The 17,403-nt window shown below is 64.5% G+C and carries 14 protein-coding genes; 3 read left to right on the plus strand and 11 right to left on the minus strand.

Features of this window, described 5'->3' with window-relative positions; translation table 11 throughout:
• The first annotated feature begins 96 nt into the window (after positions 1–96).
• Together ACQ4MM_RS12080 and ACQ4MM_RS12085 are read left to right on the plus strand one after the other, a co-directional pair.
• Positions 97–1,830 (plus strand): methyl-accepting chemotaxis protein, encoded by a 1,734-nt coding sequence (locus ACQ4MM_RS12080; RefSeq protein ID WP_431477589.1) that lies wholly within the window; start codon positions 97–99, stop codon positions 1,828–1,830.
• A 13-nt stretch (positions 1,831–1,843) separates the two neighbouring features.
• Positions 1,844–3,370: a M48 family metallopeptidase gene (locus ACQ4MM_RS12085; RefSeq protein ID WP_431477590.1), complete on the plus strand. Its 1,527-nt coding sequence runs from the start codon at positions 1,844–1,846 to the stop codon at positions 3,368–3,370.
• Here ACQ4MM_RS12085 and ACQ4MM_RS12090 read toward each other — a convergent pair.
• The 10 genes from ACQ4MM_RS12090 to wrbA are packed head-to-tail and all read right to left on the minus strand — an operon-like array spanning position 3,367 to position 15,274.
• A complete protein-coding gene (locus tag ACQ4MM_RS12090) occupies positions 3,367–4,338 on the minus strand; it encodes a thymidylate synthase (protein WP_431477591.1) in 972 nt (323 codons plus the stop codon). The two genes, ACQ4MM_RS12085 and ACQ4MM_RS12090, sit on opposite strands and share 4 nt — an antisense overlap.
• Before the next feature lie 12 nt (positions 4,339–4,350).
• Positions 4,351–5,895: a DEAD/DEAH box helicase gene (locus ACQ4MM_RS12095; RefSeq protein WP_431477592.1), complete on the minus strand. Its 1,545-nt coding sequence runs from the start codon at positions 5,893–5,895 to the stop codon at positions 4,351–4,353.
• Positions 5,892–6,971, minus strand: coding sequence for a threonine aldolase family protein (locus ACQ4MM_RS12100; RefSeq protein WP_431477593.1), 1,080 nt, complete (start codon positions 6,969–6,971; stop codon positions 5,892–5,894). Before ACQ4MM_RS12100 ends, ACQ4MM_RS12095 begins: the two co-directional genes overlap by 4 nt.
• Positions 6,972–6,979: 8 nt before the next feature.
• Positions 6,980–8,797: an ABC transporter transmembrane domain-containing protein gene (locus tag ACQ4MM_RS12105; RefSeq protein WP_431477594.1), complete on the minus strand. Its 1,818-nt coding sequence runs from the start codon at positions 8,795–8,797 to the stop codon at positions 6,980–6,982.
• 20 nt (positions 8,798–8,817) lie between these two features.
• Positions 8,818–9,885 (minus strand): lipocalin-like domain-containing protein, encoded by a 1,068-nt coding sequence (locus ACQ4MM_RS12110; RefSeq protein ID WP_431477595.1) that lies wholly within the window; start codon positions 9,883–9,885, stop codon positions 8,818–8,820.
• Positions 9,885–12,437: an FtsX-like permease family protein gene (locus ACQ4MM_RS12115; protein ID WP_431477596.1), complete on the minus strand. Its 2,553-nt coding sequence runs from the start codon at positions 12,435–12,437 to the stop codon at positions 9,885–9,887. Before ACQ4MM_RS12115 ends, ACQ4MM_RS12110 begins: the two co-directional genes overlap by 1 nt.
• Positions 12,425–12,850 carry a DUF4124 domain-containing protein gene (locus tag ACQ4MM_RS12120; protein ID WP_431477597.1) on the minus strand — a complete coding sequence of 142 codons (426 nt, stop codon included), beginning with the start codon at positions 12,848–12,850 and terminating at the stop codon, positions 12,425–12,427. Before ACQ4MM_RS12120 ends, ACQ4MM_RS12115 begins: the two co-directional genes overlap by 13 nt.
• Positions 12,847–14,259 (minus strand): FAD-binding oxidoreductase, encoded by a 1,413-nt coding sequence (locus ACQ4MM_RS12125; protein WP_431477598.1) that lies wholly within the window; start codon positions 14,257–14,259, stop codon positions 12,847–12,849. Before ACQ4MM_RS12125 ends, ACQ4MM_RS12120 begins: the two co-directional genes overlap by 4 nt.
• A gap of 2 nt (positions 14,260–14,261) precedes the next feature.
• Positions 14,262–14,663 carry a DUF2069 domain-containing protein gene (locus ACQ4MM_RS12130; protein ID WP_431477599.1) on the minus strand — a complete coding sequence of 134 codons (402 nt, stop codon included), beginning with the start codon at positions 14,661–14,663 and terminating at the stop codon, positions 14,262–14,264.
• Between the two features lie 5 nt (positions 14,664–14,668).
• Complete coding sequence (gene wrbA, locus ACQ4MM_RS12135; protein ID WP_431477608.1) at positions 14,669–15,274, minus strand: NAD(P)H:quinone oxidoreductase; 606 nt, start codon at positions 15,272–15,274, stop codon at positions 14,669–14,671.
• Positions 15,275–15,327: 53 nt separating this feature from the next.
• On the opposite strand from wrbA, the gene ACQ4MM_RS12140 reads away from it, so the two are divergent.
• Positions 15,328–16,680 (plus strand): YihY family inner membrane protein, encoded by a 1,353-nt coding sequence (locus ACQ4MM_RS12140; protein ID WP_431477600.1) that lies wholly within the window; start codon positions 15,328–15,330, stop codon positions 16,678–16,680.
• Positions 16,681–16,687: 7 nt separating this feature from the next.
• Here the strand turns inward: ACQ4MM_RS12140 and ACQ4MM_RS12145 are convergent.
• Positions 16,688–17,403 (minus strand): alpha/beta fold hydrolase (locus ACQ4MM_RS12145; protein ID WP_431477601.1); only part of this gene is annotated, 716 nt, incomplete at its 5' end.

The following is a 17,403-nucleotide window of genomic DNA, read 5'->3' on the forward strand; positions in this document are numbered from 1 at the left end:
GACCTGGTGGACGTCACCTATATCGAATTCGACGAAGTGTCGGAGCTGCGTGGCCGGTTGCATCAGTTTTTCAAATGTTTGGTAAAGGAGTGAGCAATGTTCAATAATTTCAAAATCAAGACCCTGCTGGTTGGCGTGCTGGGTTTGCTGATTGGCCTGCTGGCGATTATTGGCGGCCTCGGAATCCTGAGCGCGGAGCGCTCGGTCGGACTGGTGAAAGACGTTACGGTCGCCAACCAGAAGAACATCGCGGAGCGCAATGCCATCCGCCTGGACATGGAAACGGGCCGCAGCCAGATCCTGCAGGCCTTGCAGCATAATCCGGACTTCGCCTGGAGCAAGCTGCATGACCACCCGCTGACCAATCACTTCAACATCGTCGACGAGGTGACGGCGCGCGTGAACAAGCGCTGGGAAAGCTACCTGGCCAGTATCAAGACGCCGGAAGAGCGCAAGCTGGCGGAGGACTGGTTCGCCAAGAGCGACGGCCTGGGCGTGGAACATGTGCGGGCAGCCACCACGGCAGTGAAGGAAAACCGCTGGGACGATGCGGAATCGGTCCTGATCAAGAAGATCAACCCGTCCTACCGCATTGGCGACGGCGCATTGAAGACCTTGTCCGAACACGCCGACAAGCGTATCGAGTCCGATGCCGCTGCAGTCGCCGCCGGCCTGAGCCGCAACAGCACCACCGTCACCGTGGTCCTTGTCGGGGGCCTGGCACTGAGCGTGTTCGCCGGCCTGATCCTGATGAAGGCGATCTCGGAACCGCTGGCAGAAGCCATGGACGTGGCCCACCGCGTTGCCGACGGCGACCTGAAAGGCCAGGCTACCCAGCATGCGGACAACGAATTCGGCGAATTGCTGCGGGCGCTGGACAAGATGCGCGACAACCTGGGTGCCATCGTGACCGAAGTGCGTGGCGGCAGCGACACGATTTCCAGCGCATCGGCCCAGATCGCGGCCGGCAATATGGACTTGTCCGACCGCACCGGCGAGCAGGCCGCCTCGCTGGAGGAAACCGCCTCCTCGATGGAGGAACTGACCAGCACCGTGCGCCAGAACGCCGATAATGCACGCCAGGCCAACCAACTTGCCGTTTCGGCATCATCGATCGCCACCAAGGGCGGCGAGGTGGTGGAGCAGGTGGTGGCGACCATGGGTTCGATCAACGAGTCCTCCAACAAGATCGTGGACATCATCGCGGTGATCGACGGCATTGCCTTCCAGACCAACATCCTGGCCCTGAATGCGGCCGTGGAGGCGGCACGTGCCGGTGAACAAGGCCGCGGCTTCGCGGTGGTTGCCAGCGAAGTGCGCAACCTGGCGCAGCGTTCGGCCGCCGCGGCCAAGGAAATCAAGCAGTTGATCGACGATTCTGTTGGCAAAGTGGAAAGTGGCGCCAAGCTGGTAAACCAGGCCGGGCACACGATGAAGGATATCGTGACGAGCATTCAGCGCGTGACTGATATTATGGGAGAAATTACCAGTGCTACGCAGGAACAAACTGCCGGCCTGGAACAAATTCACCAGGCCATCAACGAGATGGATACAATCACGCAACAGAATGTGGCGCTGGTGGAAGAGGCAGCTTCGGCGTCCACGGCTTTGCAGGACCAGGCCAACAGCCTGTCGAAGATTGTCAGCGTGTTCCAGATCGACGGCCCGGGCCGCGAGCATCCTGCGGCGGTGCAGGCGCGCGCGGTGATCCAGGCGCTGCGCACCAGGCCTGCATTGCCGGCCAAGGGCAAGCCGCTGCAGCGTGACGGCAAGCCGGCTGCATCGCGCAAGGTCGCCAATAGCGAGGTAGGAGACTGGGAAGAGTTTTAATGAAGGAGCATGATTGGAATACAAAGCGTTTGAGCACTTAGTCCGCCGGCTGGAGCTGGATTCGAATGCCAGCCCGGAGGCTTTCCGCCGCAAGGTGCATGCGATCAGCCTGGCCGCCTATGCAATCCTGTTTGGACTGCTGGCCGGGCTGCTTGCATTATTTATCATGCTGGTGCACTGGGCCGTCGAATCCCACCGCGCCTTTGCGATGTTCAAGGCCGGCCTGGGCGGCCTGTTCCTGCTGTCGCTGATCTTTGTTGTGTTGCGCGTGATGCTGATGCGCCTCGACCCGCCGTTCGGGCGTGAACTGGTCCGCGAAGAAGCACCCAAGCTGTTCGATATCCTCGACAAGCTGTACGGCAAGCTGCAGGGCCCGCGCATCGATCACGTCCTGATCACGGACGAATTCAACGCCGCGATCGTGCAGCATGCCCGCTATGGCATTTTCGGCGGCTACCGCAATTACCTGCTGGTCGGCCTGCCGTTCCTGCTTGGCTCCACGCCCAAGGAGATGCTGTCGGTGCTGGCGCACGAATATGGCCACCTGTGCGGCGACCATGGCAAGGGTTCCGTGCGCATCTATCGCCAGCGCCGCCTGTTCGTCGCCATGTACCAGCACCTGGAAAGCAGTGCCGACGAAAGTGCGCTCAGCGCGGCGATTGTGCGTGCCCTGAAGCGCTTCTTCCCCTATTACAGCGCCTACACCTTCGTACTGTCGCGCCAGGACGAATACGAGGCCGACCAGACTGCGGTCGAGATGGCCGGCCACACGTCGACATGCCACATGCTGGTACGCTCGCGCTTGCTCGGCGAATGGATCGCCCGGGATTTCTGGCCGAGCATGTATGAGAATGCCGACCGCCTGGAAAAGCCGCCGTTCATGCCGTTTTCGTCAATGCGGCTGGCGATCAAGGCCAATTACGATGAATGGGCCACCAAGAAGGGCCTGGATGCGGCCTGGGCCAAGTCCTCCGACCTTGCCGACACCCATCCGTGCCTGCGCGAGCGGCTGGATGCCATTGAAATGGCGCCGGCCCTGCCGCCGCCAGTCGATACCTCGGCGGCCGATGTCATGCTGGCCTCCGGCGTCGGCAAGCGGCTGGAATCCGAGCTTGACCAGGATTGGTGGGAAGTCAATTCACGCGGCTGGGTTCATCGCTTCCGCCACGTGCAGAATTCGCGGGTGCGCATTGGCGAACTGGCGGCGCTGCCACTGGCAAAATTGTCGGTGCAGGACTTGATGGAGCTGGCGTCCCTGAAGCTGGAATTCGAGGAAACGGTTTCCGCCAAGCCAGCGCTGGTCGAACTGATGAAGCGGGCCGGCGGTCCGTATCCGCGCGCCTCGCTGATGTATGGACGGGTCCTGGTGGCGGAAGGCGACCGTCGTGGCGTCGATCACCTGCGCGAAGCGGCGCTGAACGAGCCGCGCCTGTTGGAGGAAGCCGCACAGCGCGGCTACCAATTCCTGCTCGAGAGGGACGGCGAAGCCGTCGCCAAACGCTGGTGGGGCAGCGTCGTGCCCCAGGACGAACCGGCTTAAACCGCCATCGGCGCCGTCAGAGGCGCGTGGTGCTGGTAGCCTTCCAGCGTGAAGTCGGAAGGCTCGATCAGCTCCAGCCATTCCGGCTGGTACTTCCCGGTTTCCGCCAGCGACGGCACGCGGCTGTCGATGCGCAGCTGCGGCAGCGGCAGCGGCTCGCGCTTCAGCTGCTCCTGCACCATCTCCATGTGGTTCTCGTAGATGTGGGCGTCGCCGATAAAGTAGCTGAACCAGCGCGGCGTGTAGCCGGTCAGGCGCGCCACCAGGTGCAGCAGGGCGGCACCTTCCGCGATATTGAATGGCGTGCCAAGGCCGATATCGTTGCTGCGCACATAGAGGCACAGCGAGATTTCGCGCGTGGTGGCGTTCGGAATGAACTGGTACAGCAGGTGGCAGGCCGGCAGCGCGACCTGGTCCAGCACGGCCGGGTTCCAGCCGTGGAACAGGATGCGGCGGCTCGACGGGTTGTTGACGATGGTGTCCAGGCACTCGCGCAACTGGTCGATCGCCTTGTACATCAGGACTTTCTGCACGCCGTCTTCCGCCAGCGGGGCCACCTGGCGGAAGCCGTTGCGCTCCGCGTCTTCAATCTGCGCGGTGGCGGCGGCGTCCAGCACTTTATAGCCTGGCCATTGGCGCCATTGCACGCCGTACACCGGACCTAGGTCGTCGATGCCGGTACGGTGCGGGTTGGCCAGCCATTGCGCGTTTTCATTGGCGTTCTGGTCCCATACCTTGCAGCCCAGGGCGCGGAAGTCGGCGGCGCTGCGGGAGGCGCGCAGGAAGGCGCACAGTTCGCCAACCACCGACTTGAAGGCCAGCTTCTTGGTCGTCACGGCAGGGAAGCCGTCGTTCATGTCGAAGCGCATCATCGCGCCGGGAACGCTCAGGGTGCGGATGCCGGTGCGGTTGTCCTGCCAGCTTCCTTGCTCCAGCACGGTGCTGATCAATTCTTTGTACTGCTTCATGCGATTCTCCGTTTATCGTTTGTTGCCACGGCCACCGGGTTTGGCGGCGGCGCGGCCGGCGGCGCGCGCCGCCGATTTGGCGCCGCGTGTCGCGGTCACCACGACTTTGCCGCCGGCGCCACCGGTACCGCCAGTCCCGCCGGTATTGGAGCGGCCACTGCCGCTGCCGGCACCCGGGCTTCCGGCACGCTGGCCGTAGATCGGTCCGCGCGAGCGTGGTTTTTCCTTCGGCGGCAGTTCTTCTTTCAACCCGCCAAACCCGCCGGCAGGGCGCGGCGCGTCATCACGGACTTGTGCCGGCGGTTTGACGGCCGGGCGTTGCGGTTTTGCCGCGCCGCGAGCCGGTTTCGCGGCGGTGGTACGTGCGGCAGTTGCGGCAGGTGTGGCAGGTGTGGCCGGGCTGCCGGTGGATGGCACGCGATGATCCGCTTCGAAGCCTGCTTCCTCCTGGCGCGGCAAGACCGTACCGGTCAGCTTCTCGATGGCCCGCAGCAGTTCGACTTCATCCGCGCAGACCAGCGATAATGCCTCGCCCTCGGCGCCGGCACGGCCGGTACGCCCGATGCGGTGCACATAGTCTTCCGCCACTGTCGGCAGGTCGAAATTGACCACCAGCGGCAAGGCCTCGATATCGAGGCCGCGGGCCGCGACGTCGGTCGCCACCAGGATCTGCACAGCGTTCGCCTTGAACCGCTTGAGTGCCTTGATGCGGGCCAGCTGCGGCTTGTCGCCGTGGATCGAATCGGCCAGGATGCCTTCGCCCTGCAGCAGCCCGACCAGTTGCTCGACGCCCTTGCGCGTCTTGACGAAGACCAGCACCTGGCCCCAGCCCTCCTTGCGCAGCAGGTGCACGAACAGCTCCGGCTTGTTGCGTTTGTCGGTCGTAAACACTGTCTGGCGCACGGTGCGTGCCGCCGTATTGGGCGCGCTGGCCTGGACGGTGAGCGGGTCGCGCAGCAATTGCCTGGCCATCGCCCGAATCGAATCCGGCATGGTGGCCGAGAAGAGCAGCGTCTGGCGCTCGGCCGGCAGCACGGCAAACAGCTGATCCAGGTCGGGTGCAAAACCCAGGTCCAGCATGCGGTCCGCCTCGTCCAGCACCAGGGCTGTCAACTGGCCGAACTCAATGGCGCCTTTGCGGTGCAGGTCCAGCAGGCGGCCTGGCGTAGCCACCAGCACGTCCAGGCCTTTGCGCAGTTTCGCCAGTTGCGGGTCCATCGGCACGCCGCCATAGGCAACCGCGGAACGCAGCGGCAGGTGGAAGCCATAGCTATGGAAGCTCTGGTAGACCTGGTCGGCCAGTTCGCGCGTGGGCACCAGCACCAGGCAGCGCACATGGTTCGGTGCGGCCTGGTCGCCTTCCATGGCCAGGCGCTGTAGCAGGGGCAGGGCGAATGCGGCGGTCTTGCCGGTGCCGGTTTGTGCCGCCCCCAGCAGGTCGCGGCCCGCCAGGATCGCGGGGATAGCTTGTTTCTGGATCGGCGTTGGGGTTTTGTAGCCAATCGATTCGAGTGTGCGAAGGAGCCCGTCAATCAGGTCCAGCGAAGCAAAACTCATAGTGCGTCGCTCCATAAAGTGAGGGCTTGGCGGACTTGATCGTCCGATAGTGTTAACAGGTGATCGCCGACATACCACTCGGTGTGGCTGGTGCCGGGCAGTTGTGCATGGGCGGCGCGGTTGAGCAGCCATATGCCGTGCTGTGCGGCGACTTCATTGCGGATCTGCAGCAGGCGGTCGCGATCGACCGGCACATGGATATGCAGCATATTGGCATGCGGCTGCGATGGGTTGGCGCGCAGCCGCGGGTAGTCGCGCAGGGTGTCGTACAGCCACCGGGTACGGCGGAAATAGTCCGGCATCGCCGCCAGGCGCGCATCGAACTGCATTGCAGCGGCGACTACATAAGGCGTGCGGTGGATCACGTTGCCGCCCTGTCGGCGGAACCATTCCTGGGCGCGGGCGATGAAGGCGCGGCTGCCCAGCAGCATGGCGCCACCCAGGCCGCCGATGCCCTTGTACAGCGAAACGTAGACACTGTCGAAGCCCGCCGCCACTTCGGCCGGCGCAAGGCGATAGCCGGCGGCAGCTTCCCACAGGCGCGCACCGTCCATATGCAGGTGGATGCCTTGTTCGCGGCAGTGAAGCTTGATCGCTTCCAGCTCGTCCCGCCGCGGCGACTGGCCGCCCAGTTCGCGCGCCGGCAGTTCCAGCGATACGGCGGCCAGGCGATCCGGCACGGCCTGCAGCTCGCCGAGTGTGAATGGACGTTGCGGGTCGCCCAGCTGGATGGCCTGGAAATGGTCCAGCAGCTGGTGGTTGCCGCGTTCATGCTTGAAGATGTGCGCGGTCGGGTGCAGCGCCACCAGGCGGCTGCCGCGTTCCATGCAGGCCAGGCGCAGTGCCGTGACTTGGGTCATGGTGCCGGTAATGCAGAAGGTTGCGGCCTCAAAGCCCAGCAGGTCGGCGATCTTCTGCTCGAAGGACTGGATCAGCTCACCCTCGCCATACACATCGTGCGCGATGCCGTTGGCGTCGCACCAGGCGGCCATGGCGGCAAAGGTCTGTGCCGGCGACGGCTGGCCATGGCCTGGCAGGATGGTGTGGCAACTCTGGCGCAGTTCAGCGTCGGTCACGTTGCGCCTCAATGGGTGACGTGGACATGGTGGAACTGCAGTGCAGCCAGGTTGGCGTAAATGCCGCCCAGCGCCACCAGCGACTGGTGGGTGCCGGTTTCGACCACCTTGCCGTCTTCCATGACGATGATGCGGTCGGCACGCTGCACGGTGGCCAGTCGGTGGGCGATGATGACGGTGGTGCGGTCGACCATGGCCGCTTCCAGCGCGCCTTGCACCAGGCGTTCGGATTCCGCATCCAGCGCGCTGGTGGCCTCATCGAGCAGCAGCAGCGGAGGGTTCTTCAGCAGCGCGCGTGCAATCGCGATGCGCTGGCGTTGGCCGCCCGACAGGCGCACGCCGCGTTCGCCAAGGAAGGACTTGTAGCCGTGCGGCAGGCGTTCGATGAATTCATGGGCGGCGGCCAGGCGTGCGGCCTGGATCACTTCCTGGTCGGTCGCATCGGCGCGGCCATAGCGGATGTTTTCCATCGCGTCGGCCGAGAAGATCACCGTATCCTGCGGCACGATGCCGATGGCGCCGCGCAGTGTATGCAGGTCCAGCAGGCGGATATCGGTGCCGTCAAGGAGGATGGCGCCCGATTGCGGATCGTAGAAGCGCAGCAGCATCTGGAACAGGGTGGTCTTGCCGGCGCCGGAAGGGCCGACCACGGCGATGGTCTCGCCTGGCTTGATCTCCAGCGTCACATGGTCCAGTGCCAGCGTGTCGGGGCGCGATGGATAGTTGAACGACACGTCCGACAGGCTCAGGGCCGCGCCATTGGCGGCGCGCGGCGGCAGGGCCTGCGTCTTTGCCGGGTTCTGGATATCGGAACGTACTGCCAGCAATTCCAGCAAGCGCTCGGTGGCGCCGGCTGCGCGCTGGGCCTCGCCCATGACCTCGGACAAGGCGCCAATCGCGCCGGCCACGATGGAGGCGTACAGGATGAACTGACCCAGGTCGCCGCCCGTCATCGTGCCTTCCAGGACGGCGTGGGCGCCGAGCCAGAGCACGAACACAATGGTGCCGAACACCAGCACAATGGCCAGCATGGTCAGGAAAGCGCGCGCCTGGATGCGGCGCATGGCGGTGCTGAATGCGCCTTCGACGGAAGCGCCGAAACGCTTTGCTTCCAGGCCTTCATGGGTGAATGCCTGCACGGTCGGCATGGCGTTCAGGATTTCGCCTGCCATGGCCGAAGCATCGGCCACGCGGTCCTGCGAATCGCGCGACAGCTTGCGCACGCGGCGCCCGAAGATCACGATCGGCAGCACGGTCAGCACCAGCAGGCCGATGATGATGGTGGACAGCCTGGGGCTGGTAATGAACAGCATCACCAGGCCGCCGAGGAACAGCAGCACATTACGCAAGGCCATCGAAATACTGGTGCCAACCACGCTCTGGATCAGGGTGGTGTCGGTGGTCAGGCGCGACAGCACTTCGCCGGTCTTGGTGGTCTCGAAGAATTCCGGGCTTTGCTGCACCACGTGCGAATACACGGCATTGCGGATGTCGGCCGTGACGCGCTCGCCGAGCCAGGAGACGCTGTAAAAACGCGCCGCAGTTGCCAGCGCCAGCACCGTGGCAACTGCGAACAGGGCAAGGAAGACCTGGTTGACGTGGGCCGCGCTGCGCACCCCGGCATTGGTGCCGAAGCCCAGGTCGATCATCTGCTTGAAGGCATACGGGATCGCCAGCGTGGAGGCGGCTGCCACCACCAGCGCGATGCCGGCAATGACGAAGCGGTTGCGGTAAGGTTTGAGGAAGGGCAGCAGGCCCTTGAAGGCGGCCATGCTGCCTTTCGTGAGTTCTCGGGCTTCTGGCTGACCGTGGTTGCTGGTGCTCATTGCGTATTCTACGTTCTTGTTCAAAGTTTCATCGGACGGACATAGCCCGTCAACTCCAGGTAGCCGCGTCCTGCCGGCTTGCCGTCTCGTGTCACTGTCACCGCGCCTTCCCAATACACAGCACCGGTCGAACGGCGCGAATCGAGCTCCTGGTCCTGCTGCAAAGGACTGAGCTGCCACTGTTCGGGCCCGGTGGAGATCAGGGTGGCGACGGGATACTCGGCTTGGGTGCGCGGCGATTTCCATCGCTGCTGCGGGGTAAAACTGACCTGGTCCTGCGAATAGTGCGTGATCTTACCGGATGCATCGCGCCATGTCGCGTGGGCCCACAGTTTACCACCTTGGCGGTCCCTTATCTGGAATGCCATCAGTGCGCCGCCGCCGTCCAAGTTGATGCCGGCCCAGTCCCAGCCCGCGGCAGCCGGATCGAGCACCTGGCTTGACCATTCGTGATCGAGCCAGGTTACGCCTTGCACGGCCTGCGGCGCGGCGTTGCGGCGGGTCAGGGTACCGCTGGTGCGCAGCTGGGGCTTGCTATAGTAATAACTCGCCTGTTCGGGCTTCGGGCCTTTGCGGGAGAAGCCGGCGTCGCCTTGCAGCAGCACGGGCTGGGTCGGCTGCAACTTCAATGCGAGCGCGAATTCGGCGGCCTCGATGTCGATATGATAAGTGCCGTCTTCGGCGCGCCGCATGCGCCAGCCGTCCAGCTCCACGTTGGTGTCCTGTGTGGCGGCGCTGGCCAGGCCGAAACCGGCGCGCGCGGTGCGCTGGTCGTGCAGCAGTTTGCCCTGCGCGGCATCGGACAGTGCGACGTGGGCGACGATGATGTCCTTGGGCGCGAACTGGCTCGGATTGTCGCGGCCATGGCCGGTGCTGCTGCGGAAGAAGGTGACCTGGTAGCCGAGCTGGCGGCCGTCGCCGGTGTCCAGCCAGCCGGTGGCGTACCACCATTCGGTCTTGAAGCCGGGGTGGGCGCCGAAGTCGCGCGGGAATTCGAGGCGCACACCGGGCGTTACCGGCGTGAAGTCGGCGGCCTGCAGCGGCAGCCTGATTGCCAGCGCGAGCAGGAAGAAAAGCAGGGCGCGCATCACCAGTCCTCCCTGACGGCGCGGATTGGACTACCGGATAGGGCTTGGCGGCCGGCGAACAGCGCGGTTGCCGCCGATGACAGTAATAATGCCAGCGCAACGGTCGCCAGCAGCGGCCAGGGGTAGTGCATCTGCATCGTCCAGTGGAAGGATTGCGGGTTGATGACGTGGACCAGCACCAGGCTGATGACCCAGCCGAGTGTGAAGCCGGCCAGGATGCCGAATGTGGTCAGGGCGGCGCCTTCCAGCGCCAGGATGCCGAGCACTTGGCCGCGCGTGACGCCAACGTGGCGCAGCATGCCGAATTCGCGGGCCCTTGCCAGGGTCTGGGCGGAGAAGGTGGCGGCGACGCCAAACAGGCCGATGACGATGGCGATGGCTTCCAGCAGATAGGTGACGGCGAAACTGCGGTCGAAGATTTTCAGCGTCAGGTTGCGAATTTCGGAAGGAACGCTGGTTTCCACCAGTTCGCCGAAGGGCAATTTGCGGATGCCTTCCTGCACCTGGGCCGCGCTGGCATTTTTCTCGAGCCAGATGGCGGCATCGCCGGCGTCGCGGTCGCCGGTCAGGGCGATGTAGTCGGAGCGGCGCAGGATGACGGCGCCGCCGGCGCGTGCATAGTCGCGCCATATGCCGGCGACGCGGAATTCGCGTTGCTGGCCTTGCAGGGGCAGGCGCAGCGTGGATCCCGCCTGCAGCCCGTACAGGTCGGACATGGCTTCCGACACCCAGGCCGGGGGCAGCGAGGCGGAGGCGCCGGCAGGCAAGATGGCCGCAGCCTGCTCCGAACCATCGACGAGGACCATCGCGCGGCCTGGATCGGCCGGGTCGACGTCGCGCGCCAGCACGGCGATGTTGGCGCGGTCGGGGGCCAGCGAGACCGAGCGCACGCGCAGGAATTCGATGCGGGCGATGCCGGGAACTGCGCCCAAGCTATCCTGTTCGGCGGGCGACAGGCCGCCAGTGGCGCCGGCCGACGCGCTGCGTGCGTACACGTCGGCCGGCAGGATGCGCAGCACCCACTGGTCGACCGAAGTACGGAAGCTGGCAACCATGATTGCCATCGCCACCATCAGGCTGAAGCTCGCCAGCACACCGCCCAGAGCGATGCCGGCCTGGCCCGACGCGTTGGCCAGCCGCGCCAGGGCCAGCGCGCGTACCGGCGTCGCCGCCTTATGGCGGGCGAGGGCGGTGAACGTCATCCCGGACAGCCGCGGCATCAGTGCGATGGCGCCGAGCAGGAGCAGGGCGATCGACAGGTAGCCGAAGATCGGCAGCTCTAATACCGGCGGCGCCAACGTCATGGCGGCAGCCAGAGCGAGACAGGCGAGGCCAGGCCAGGGGCGCGCCAGCGGGCGCAATGCTGTTTCGTCGGTGCCGGCCTTGAGTGCGACGGCGGGCCGCGCGCGGGCCGCGTCGAGCGCCGGCGCCAAGCCGCCCAGCAACGCTACGCCCAGGCCGAGCGCAAAGTAGGCCAGTGCAGCAGCTGGCGCCCATTGCACGCTTGGCTGGACACCGGCAAAGTAGCCGGCGCCAAGGTCGCCGCCAAACAAGCGCAACACGGCGGCTGCCAGCGCATAGCCGCCCGCCACGCCCAGCGCTGAGCCGATGCTGCCCAACAAGGCGCCTTCCAGCAGCACCTGGCGGATCAATTGACGCCGCTCCAGGCCCAGCACCCGCAGCAGTGCGAATTCGCTGCGCCGCCGCAGTACGGACAGGGCCTGCGAGGAAAATACCAGGAAAGCCCCGGTGAACAGCGCAACCAGCGCCAACACGCTCAGGTTGACGCGATAAGCCCGGCTCAGGTTCGCGTTGCGGCTTTCCTGTTCCGCGTCGTTCGGTTGGCCGACCCGGAACCGGCCGGGAAACTCGCGTTCCAGCCGTGCCTTTAACGAGCGCTCAAAAGCGCCCCGGTCCACGCCATCGCGCAGCTTCAGGTCCACGCGCGACAGTTTGCCCAGGCGCTGGAACTGCCACTGGGCGGCCGCGATATCCATGACTGCGAAACGTTGTCCAACGCGCGCCCGCTGCAGCGAACCGGCCACGCGCAGAGCCGCCACCTTGCTGCCTGCCTGCAGCCGAAGCTCGGCACCGGGCCGCGATTGCAGCCAGTTCATGGCGGCCGGCGACAGGAAGATGGCATCGTCGGCCAGCGTGTCGTATGGAAGGTCTTCATCCGGCGCCCCGATCAGGTCCGGCGTGATAAAGCCCGCCCGGAACACGTCAAGAGCGATGATTTTCAGCGCCTGGCGCGAACCCCGCATCGAAGCATCGAATTCCAGCAGCGGCGACGCCACGGCAACCTCCGGCAGGCGCGCGAGAACCGGGTAGACCGCTTCGTCGAAGGTTGTCTCGGTGCCGCCCACCTGGATATCCGCCTGGCCCGACAGGCTATGCACGGCAGTAGTGAATTCGTTCAGCGCTGCCGCGTTGACGAGGTGGATGGCGAACCCCAGCGCCACCCCGATCGCGATCGCCGCGATAGCGGTCAGCGCCCGCACCGGATGCGCGCGCCACTCACCAGCCGCCAGCCAGCGTGTCAGCCGCCGCATTCCAGCTGATACATGTCGGTCGCGCGTCTGGCTTTCAGCTTGGCGCGCTCGGTGTTCTGGGGCGTGGCGCCGCGCGCATCTTCGTCCGCCCATTTCTGCTGCATCTGGAGCTTCTTGCATTTCTTATTGTGGCTGGCAACGGCACGCGCCTCGGCCAGGCTTTCGCGCTCCTCGCGTGCTTCGCGCTTACGGCGCTGCGTGGCCATTTTTTCCGCTTCGCGCTCCTGGCGTTTCAGGTTCGCCGCGGCAGCGGGATCGGGCGCAGGCGCCGCCGGCACCTCGAGCGTGCTGGCGACACCTTTTTCGAATGGCTGCTGCGAGTAGCTTACTTTTCCATCGATGGTGCACTTGTGCAGGGTTTGCGCCCCGGCAGGAAGCGCCATCGCCAACAGCAGCAAGGGCAGCAGATTCATAGTATTTTCCCTGGATTCATCAAGCCCAAAGGATCCAATGCGGCCTTGATCGCGCGCATCAGGTTCAACTCCACCGGCGACTTGTATCGCGCCAGTTCATCACGCTTCAAGGCGCCAATGCCATGTTCGGCCGAGATCGAGCCGCCGAAGGAAACCACGGCATCGTGCACCACGCGGTTGACCGCCTCCTGGCTTTGCAGGAAGTCTTCATTGGCCACACCGGCTGGCGGCGCTACGTTGAAATGCAGGTTGCCATCGCCCAGGTGACCGAAACACACCAGCTGGCAGGCGGGGAACGCCGCCTGCAATTGCGGCTCGGTGCTGGCGATGAAATCGGCGATCGACGATACCGGCAGCGAAATATCGTGCTTGATGTTCTTGCCGTCGGCCGCCTGGGCCAAGGGAATATGCTCGCGCAGGTCCCACAGGCCACGCGATTGCGCGGTGGAGCTGGCAACCACCGCGTCCTGCACCACGCCTTCGCCAAGGGCCGCAGCCAGTGCGCTTTCGAGCAGCGCCGCAGCATGGGCTTCCGATTCGCTGCTGGAGAGTTCCAGCAATGCATACTGCGCATGGCCGTCGGCCAAAGGCTGCGCCAGCGCCGGGAAATGCTTGGCCACCAGGCGCAGGCAGAACGCCGACATCAGCTCGAAGCCGGTCAGGCTTGCGCCGCAATGGTCCTGCATGATCGACAGCAGGCGCAATGCCGCAGCGGGCGACTCCATTGCGGCCAGCGCCGTCACCGAAGCCTTCGGCTGTGGATAAAGCTTGAGCACCGCGCCGGTAATGATGCCAAGCGTGCCTTCCGCGCCGATGAACAGGTCGCGCAGGTCGTAGCCGGTATTGTCCTTGCGCAGTCCGCGCAATCCGGACCAGATCTCGCCCTGCGGCGTGACGACCTCCAGCCCCAGGCACAGTTCGCGCGTATTTCCGTAGCGAAGCACAGCGGTGCCGCCGGCGTTGGTCGACAGGTTGCCGCCAATGGTGCAACTGCCTTCCGCCGCCAGCGAGAGCGGGAACAGGCAACCTTGCGCGGCGGCCGCTTCCTGCGCGCGCTGCAGGATCACGCCGGCATCGAGCGTCATGGTGCGGTTGACCGGATCGACCTGGCGCACCTTCTGCATGCGCGCCAGGGACAGTACCACTGCGGTTCCGCTGGCATCGGGCACGCTGCCCAGTACCAAGCCCGTGTTGCCGCCTTGCGGCACGATCGGGATGCGCGCATCCACACACAGCTTGACGGTGGCGGCGACTTGTCCGGTATCGGCGGGCCGCAGCACAGCCAGCGCATGGCCGGTAAAGCGTCCGCGCCAGTCGCGCAAGAACGGCGCCATGTCCGCCTCTTCGGTCATGACGTGCGCGTCGCCGAGCAAGGCGCGGCAGGCGCCGAGGAAAGCGGAATTATCCATAGTTACTTGGTCTTGCTGGTGTTGACCTTTTCCAGCAGTTCGCGCGCCGCCTGCCTGGCCGCTTTCTTATATGGCTGCACATACAGGATGGCGCACAGGAAGTAGACCACCACAATCGCCACTTCGCCCCAGCCCAGCCAAGGCGTTACCTTGTCGCCGTAAGCGCGCACCACGCCTTCGATGAAGTAAATCAGGATCATCATCGAGGTCCACTGCAGCGTGTAGAGATCGCGCTTGATCACGCCCAGCAGTGGGAACAGCAGCGGTACCGCTTTCAGTACCAGCCAGGAACCGCCCGGTTTCAACGGCGACAGCCACATTTCCCAGGCCACGCTCCAGATGATGAGCAAGGCCAGGCTGGCGATAGCGCCCCAGTGGAAAAATTTGTGCTTGGTACTGTTCATTTTTCTTATCCCCGCAGCTTGACGGCCGCTTCGGCCAGCCGGCGGCCCATCGCGACCGCCAGGCGTTTCTCATCATCCGTGAACGGCTTCTTGCCATCCAGTCCCGACCAGTGGCTGGCGCCGTAAGGCGAGCCGCCGCTGGTCGTCGTCATCAGTTCGGGATGGGTGTAGGGCAGGCCCATCACCATCATCCCATGGTGCAGCAAGGGCACCATCATGGTCAGCAAGGTCGACTCCTGGCCGCCATGCTGGCTGCCGGTCGAAGTGAAGACGCAGGCCGGCTTGCCGGACAGGGTGCCGGATAGCCACTGCGCCGACGTCCCGTCCCAGAAATACTTCATCGCCGCGGCCATATTGCCGAAGCGGGTGGGGGAACCCAGCGCGAGGGCGTCGCACTCCTCCAGGTCCTGCAATTCGACATACGGCGCGCCGTCCAGCGGCACTTCCGGTTCGGTCGCTTCCGTTACGGTGGAAACCGCCGGCACGGTGCGCAGGCGGGCGTCGCAGCCCGCTACCGATTCAACACCTTGCGCAATCATTTCCGCCAATTTACGTACGGATCCGTGCCTTGAATAATACAAAATTAGAATTGTGAGGTTAGTTCTGTTCATCATTGCTATTATATGGCCCTTTGCACAAGTTGCATGACCAATAAGCTTTACTGATGGTTTTTAAGTCCCTCTATACCAACGTCGCCCGCGCCTGCACCAAAGGCGTGGCAGAACTGCGTGCGCTCTCGTGGGGCGAACTGCATGACCTGATCCAGTTTGGGCGCCGCCGCCTGCGCGAAGAAAGCCTGCCCCAGGTGGCGGGCGGCCTGACGTTTACCACTGTTTTTGCGCTGGTGCCGGTCCTGACGATCGCACTGGCAATCTTCACCACCTTCCCGATGTTCAATACCTTCCGCACGGCGCTGGAAGCGTACTTCATCAAGAGCGTGATGCCGAAGGCGATTTCCAGCACGATCATGGGCTACCTGACCACGTTTGCGGCCAAGGCGACGCGCCTGTCGGCGGTGGGTGCGGTAACGCTGGTGCTGACCTCGGTGGCGATGATGAGCATGATCGAACGCGCCTTCAACCGCATCTGGCGCGTCAAAACCGAGCGCCGGCTGGTGCGGCGGGTGCTGGTGTACTGGGCGCTGATCAGCCTTGGCCCTTTGCTGATCGGCGTGTCGATCAGCCTTTCCACCCATTTGTTCGATGCTACCAGCGGGCTGGTAGGCTCGGTGACCGGGCCGATTTTCTATACCTTGCTGTCCGTCTTGCTGACGACGCTGGCCTTCACTTTCCTTTACATCACGGTGCCGAACCGGATGGTGGACTGGCGCGACGCGATGTGCGGCGGTGCGCTGGCGGCGGTGTCGTTCGAGCTTGCAAAGCGCGGTTTCGCGATCTTCATTACCCAGGCGCCGACTTATTCGAAGATTTACGGCGCGTTGGCAGCCTTGCCTTTATTCCTGCTGTGGATCTATGTTTCGTGGCTGATTACCCTGCTGGGCGCCTTGCTCACTGCCGCGCTGCCGGTGGTCAAATACGAGCGCTGGTGGCACGAGGCGGTGCCGGGCGGTGAATTTGTCGACGCCATGGCGGTGCTGAAAGTGCTGCACGAGGCGCGGGAGCAGGGCGATAACGCCGCCGTCAGCGCGGCGGAAATGCGTGGCCGTACCCGCCTTGGCTTCGATGAAATGGACGCCTTGCTGGAGAAGATGCTGGTACCCGGCTGGGTGGCGAAAGTGAAGATTGCGCCGCCGCCGCGCGTGCAGTTCGGCAAACGGGTCAGCGAAGGGGCGGACAATTGGGTGTTGCTGGCCAATGTGCACAAAATCAGTGTGGCCGACGTCTACCGCCTGTTCGTGTTTGGCGGCATGTCGCTCAATGCCGGCGTACTGGCCGACTCAGACGATGAAATGGATCGCCAGGCCAGCCGCGACGCCGCCACCCTGGCGCGCCAGGTCGAAACCGCGGTGGAGTCCGGGCTGGGCGCCACCCTGGGCGAACATTTCGGCGCGGCCTAGGGCGGGTTCAGCGCAGGAAAGCCAGCAGTGCATCCAGCACCGCGTCAGGCTGTTCGGCCATCATCTGGTGGCCGGCATCCACTGTCACGGTCCTTGCGCCCGGCAGCGCCGCCAGCAGCGCCTTGGTGCTGCGCGGCGGCGTCATCATATCCATGCTGCCGAAGATGAACTGCACCGGGCAGCGTACGCTCGCTGCCGCCGCGTCGCCGTTTGCATAGCTGTTGCATGCTGTGAAATCGGTGTGGAACAGCAGGGCTTCGCCTTGCGCGGAGATGCGTTCCATTAACCGTTTCGACATCCCGCTGACATAGAATCCCGGCCCCGGACAGGAAGGCTTCTGCGCGTACGAGCTGTGCGACCAGATATTGACCATGTCGATTGCATCGCCTTCGGCTTCCCGTGCGGCGTTGAGCAGCGCATCGGAAACCTTCATCGGATAGGTCGCACCGAGCAGGGCCAGGCGCGTGATGCGCTGCGGCGCGCGGTGGGCAGCCTCCAGCGCGATCAATGAACCCATGCTGTGCCCCACCAGTGCTGCATTACCGACACCTGCGGCGTCCAATACTGACAGCAGCCAAGCGGCCATTGCCTCAACGCTGCGCAAGGCGGCGCCACGGCTGCGGCCATGGCCTGGCAAGTCCACGGCCAGCACGCCGAAGCCGTGATGCGCCAGGTAGCGCGATTGCAGCGCCCATACCGAATGGTCATTCTGCGCGCCGTGGA

This window comes from Massilia eburnea (assembly GCF_050709955.1).
GTDB classification, from domain to species: Bacteria; Pseudomonadota; Gammaproteobacteria; order Burkholderiales; family Burkholderiaceae_D; genus Rugamonas; species Rugamonas eburnea_A.

Bases quoted from the DNA above. Each gene is read 5' to 3' on its own strand.
- ACQ4MM_RS12130 (WP_431477599.1), bottom strand. From the start codon at position 14,663: ATGAACAGTACCAAGCACAAATTTTTCCACTGGGGCGCTATCGCCAGC.
- ACQ4MM_RS12120 (WP_431477597.1), bottom strand. From the start codon at position 12,850: ATGAATCTGCTGCCCTTGCTGCTGTTGGCGATGGCGCTTCCTGCCGGG.
- wrbA (WP_431477608.1), bottom strand. From the start codon at position 15,274: ATGAACAGAACTAACCTCACAATTCTAATTTTGTATTATTCAAGGCAC.
- ACQ4MM_RS12140 (WP_431477600.1), top strand. From the start codon at position 15,328: ATGGTTTTTAAGTCCCTCTATACCAACGTCGCCCGCGCCTGCACCAAA.
- ACQ4MM_RS12090 (WP_431477591.1), bottom strand. From the start codon at position 4,338: ATGAAGCAGTACAAAGAATTGATCAGCACCGTGCTGGAGCAAGGAAGC.
- ACQ4MM_RS12095 (WP_431477592.1), bottom strand. From the start codon at position 5,895: ATGAGTTTTGCTTCGCTGGACCTGATTGACGGGCTCCTTCGCACACTC.
- ACQ4MM_RS12110 (WP_431477595.1), bottom strand. From the start codon at position 9,885: ATGCGCGCCCTGCTTTTCTTCCTGCTCGCGCTGGCAATCAGGCTGCCG.
- ACQ4MM_RS12125 (WP_431477598.1), bottom strand. From the start codon at position 14,259: ATGGATAATTCCGCTTTCCTCGGCGCCTGCCGCGCCTTGCTCGGCGAC.
- ACQ4MM_RS12105 (WP_431477594.1), bottom strand. From the start codon at position 8,797: ATGAGCACCAGCAACCACGGTCAGCCAGAAGCCCGAGAACTCACGAAA.
- ACQ4MM_RS12080 (WP_431477589.1), top strand. From the start codon at position 97: ATGTTCAATAATTTCAAAATCAAGACCCTGCTGGTTGGCGTGCTGGGT.
- ACQ4MM_RS12115 (WP_431477596.1), bottom strand. From the start codon at position 12,437: ATGCGGCGGCTGACACGCTGGCTGGCGGCTGGTGAGTGGCGCGCGCAT.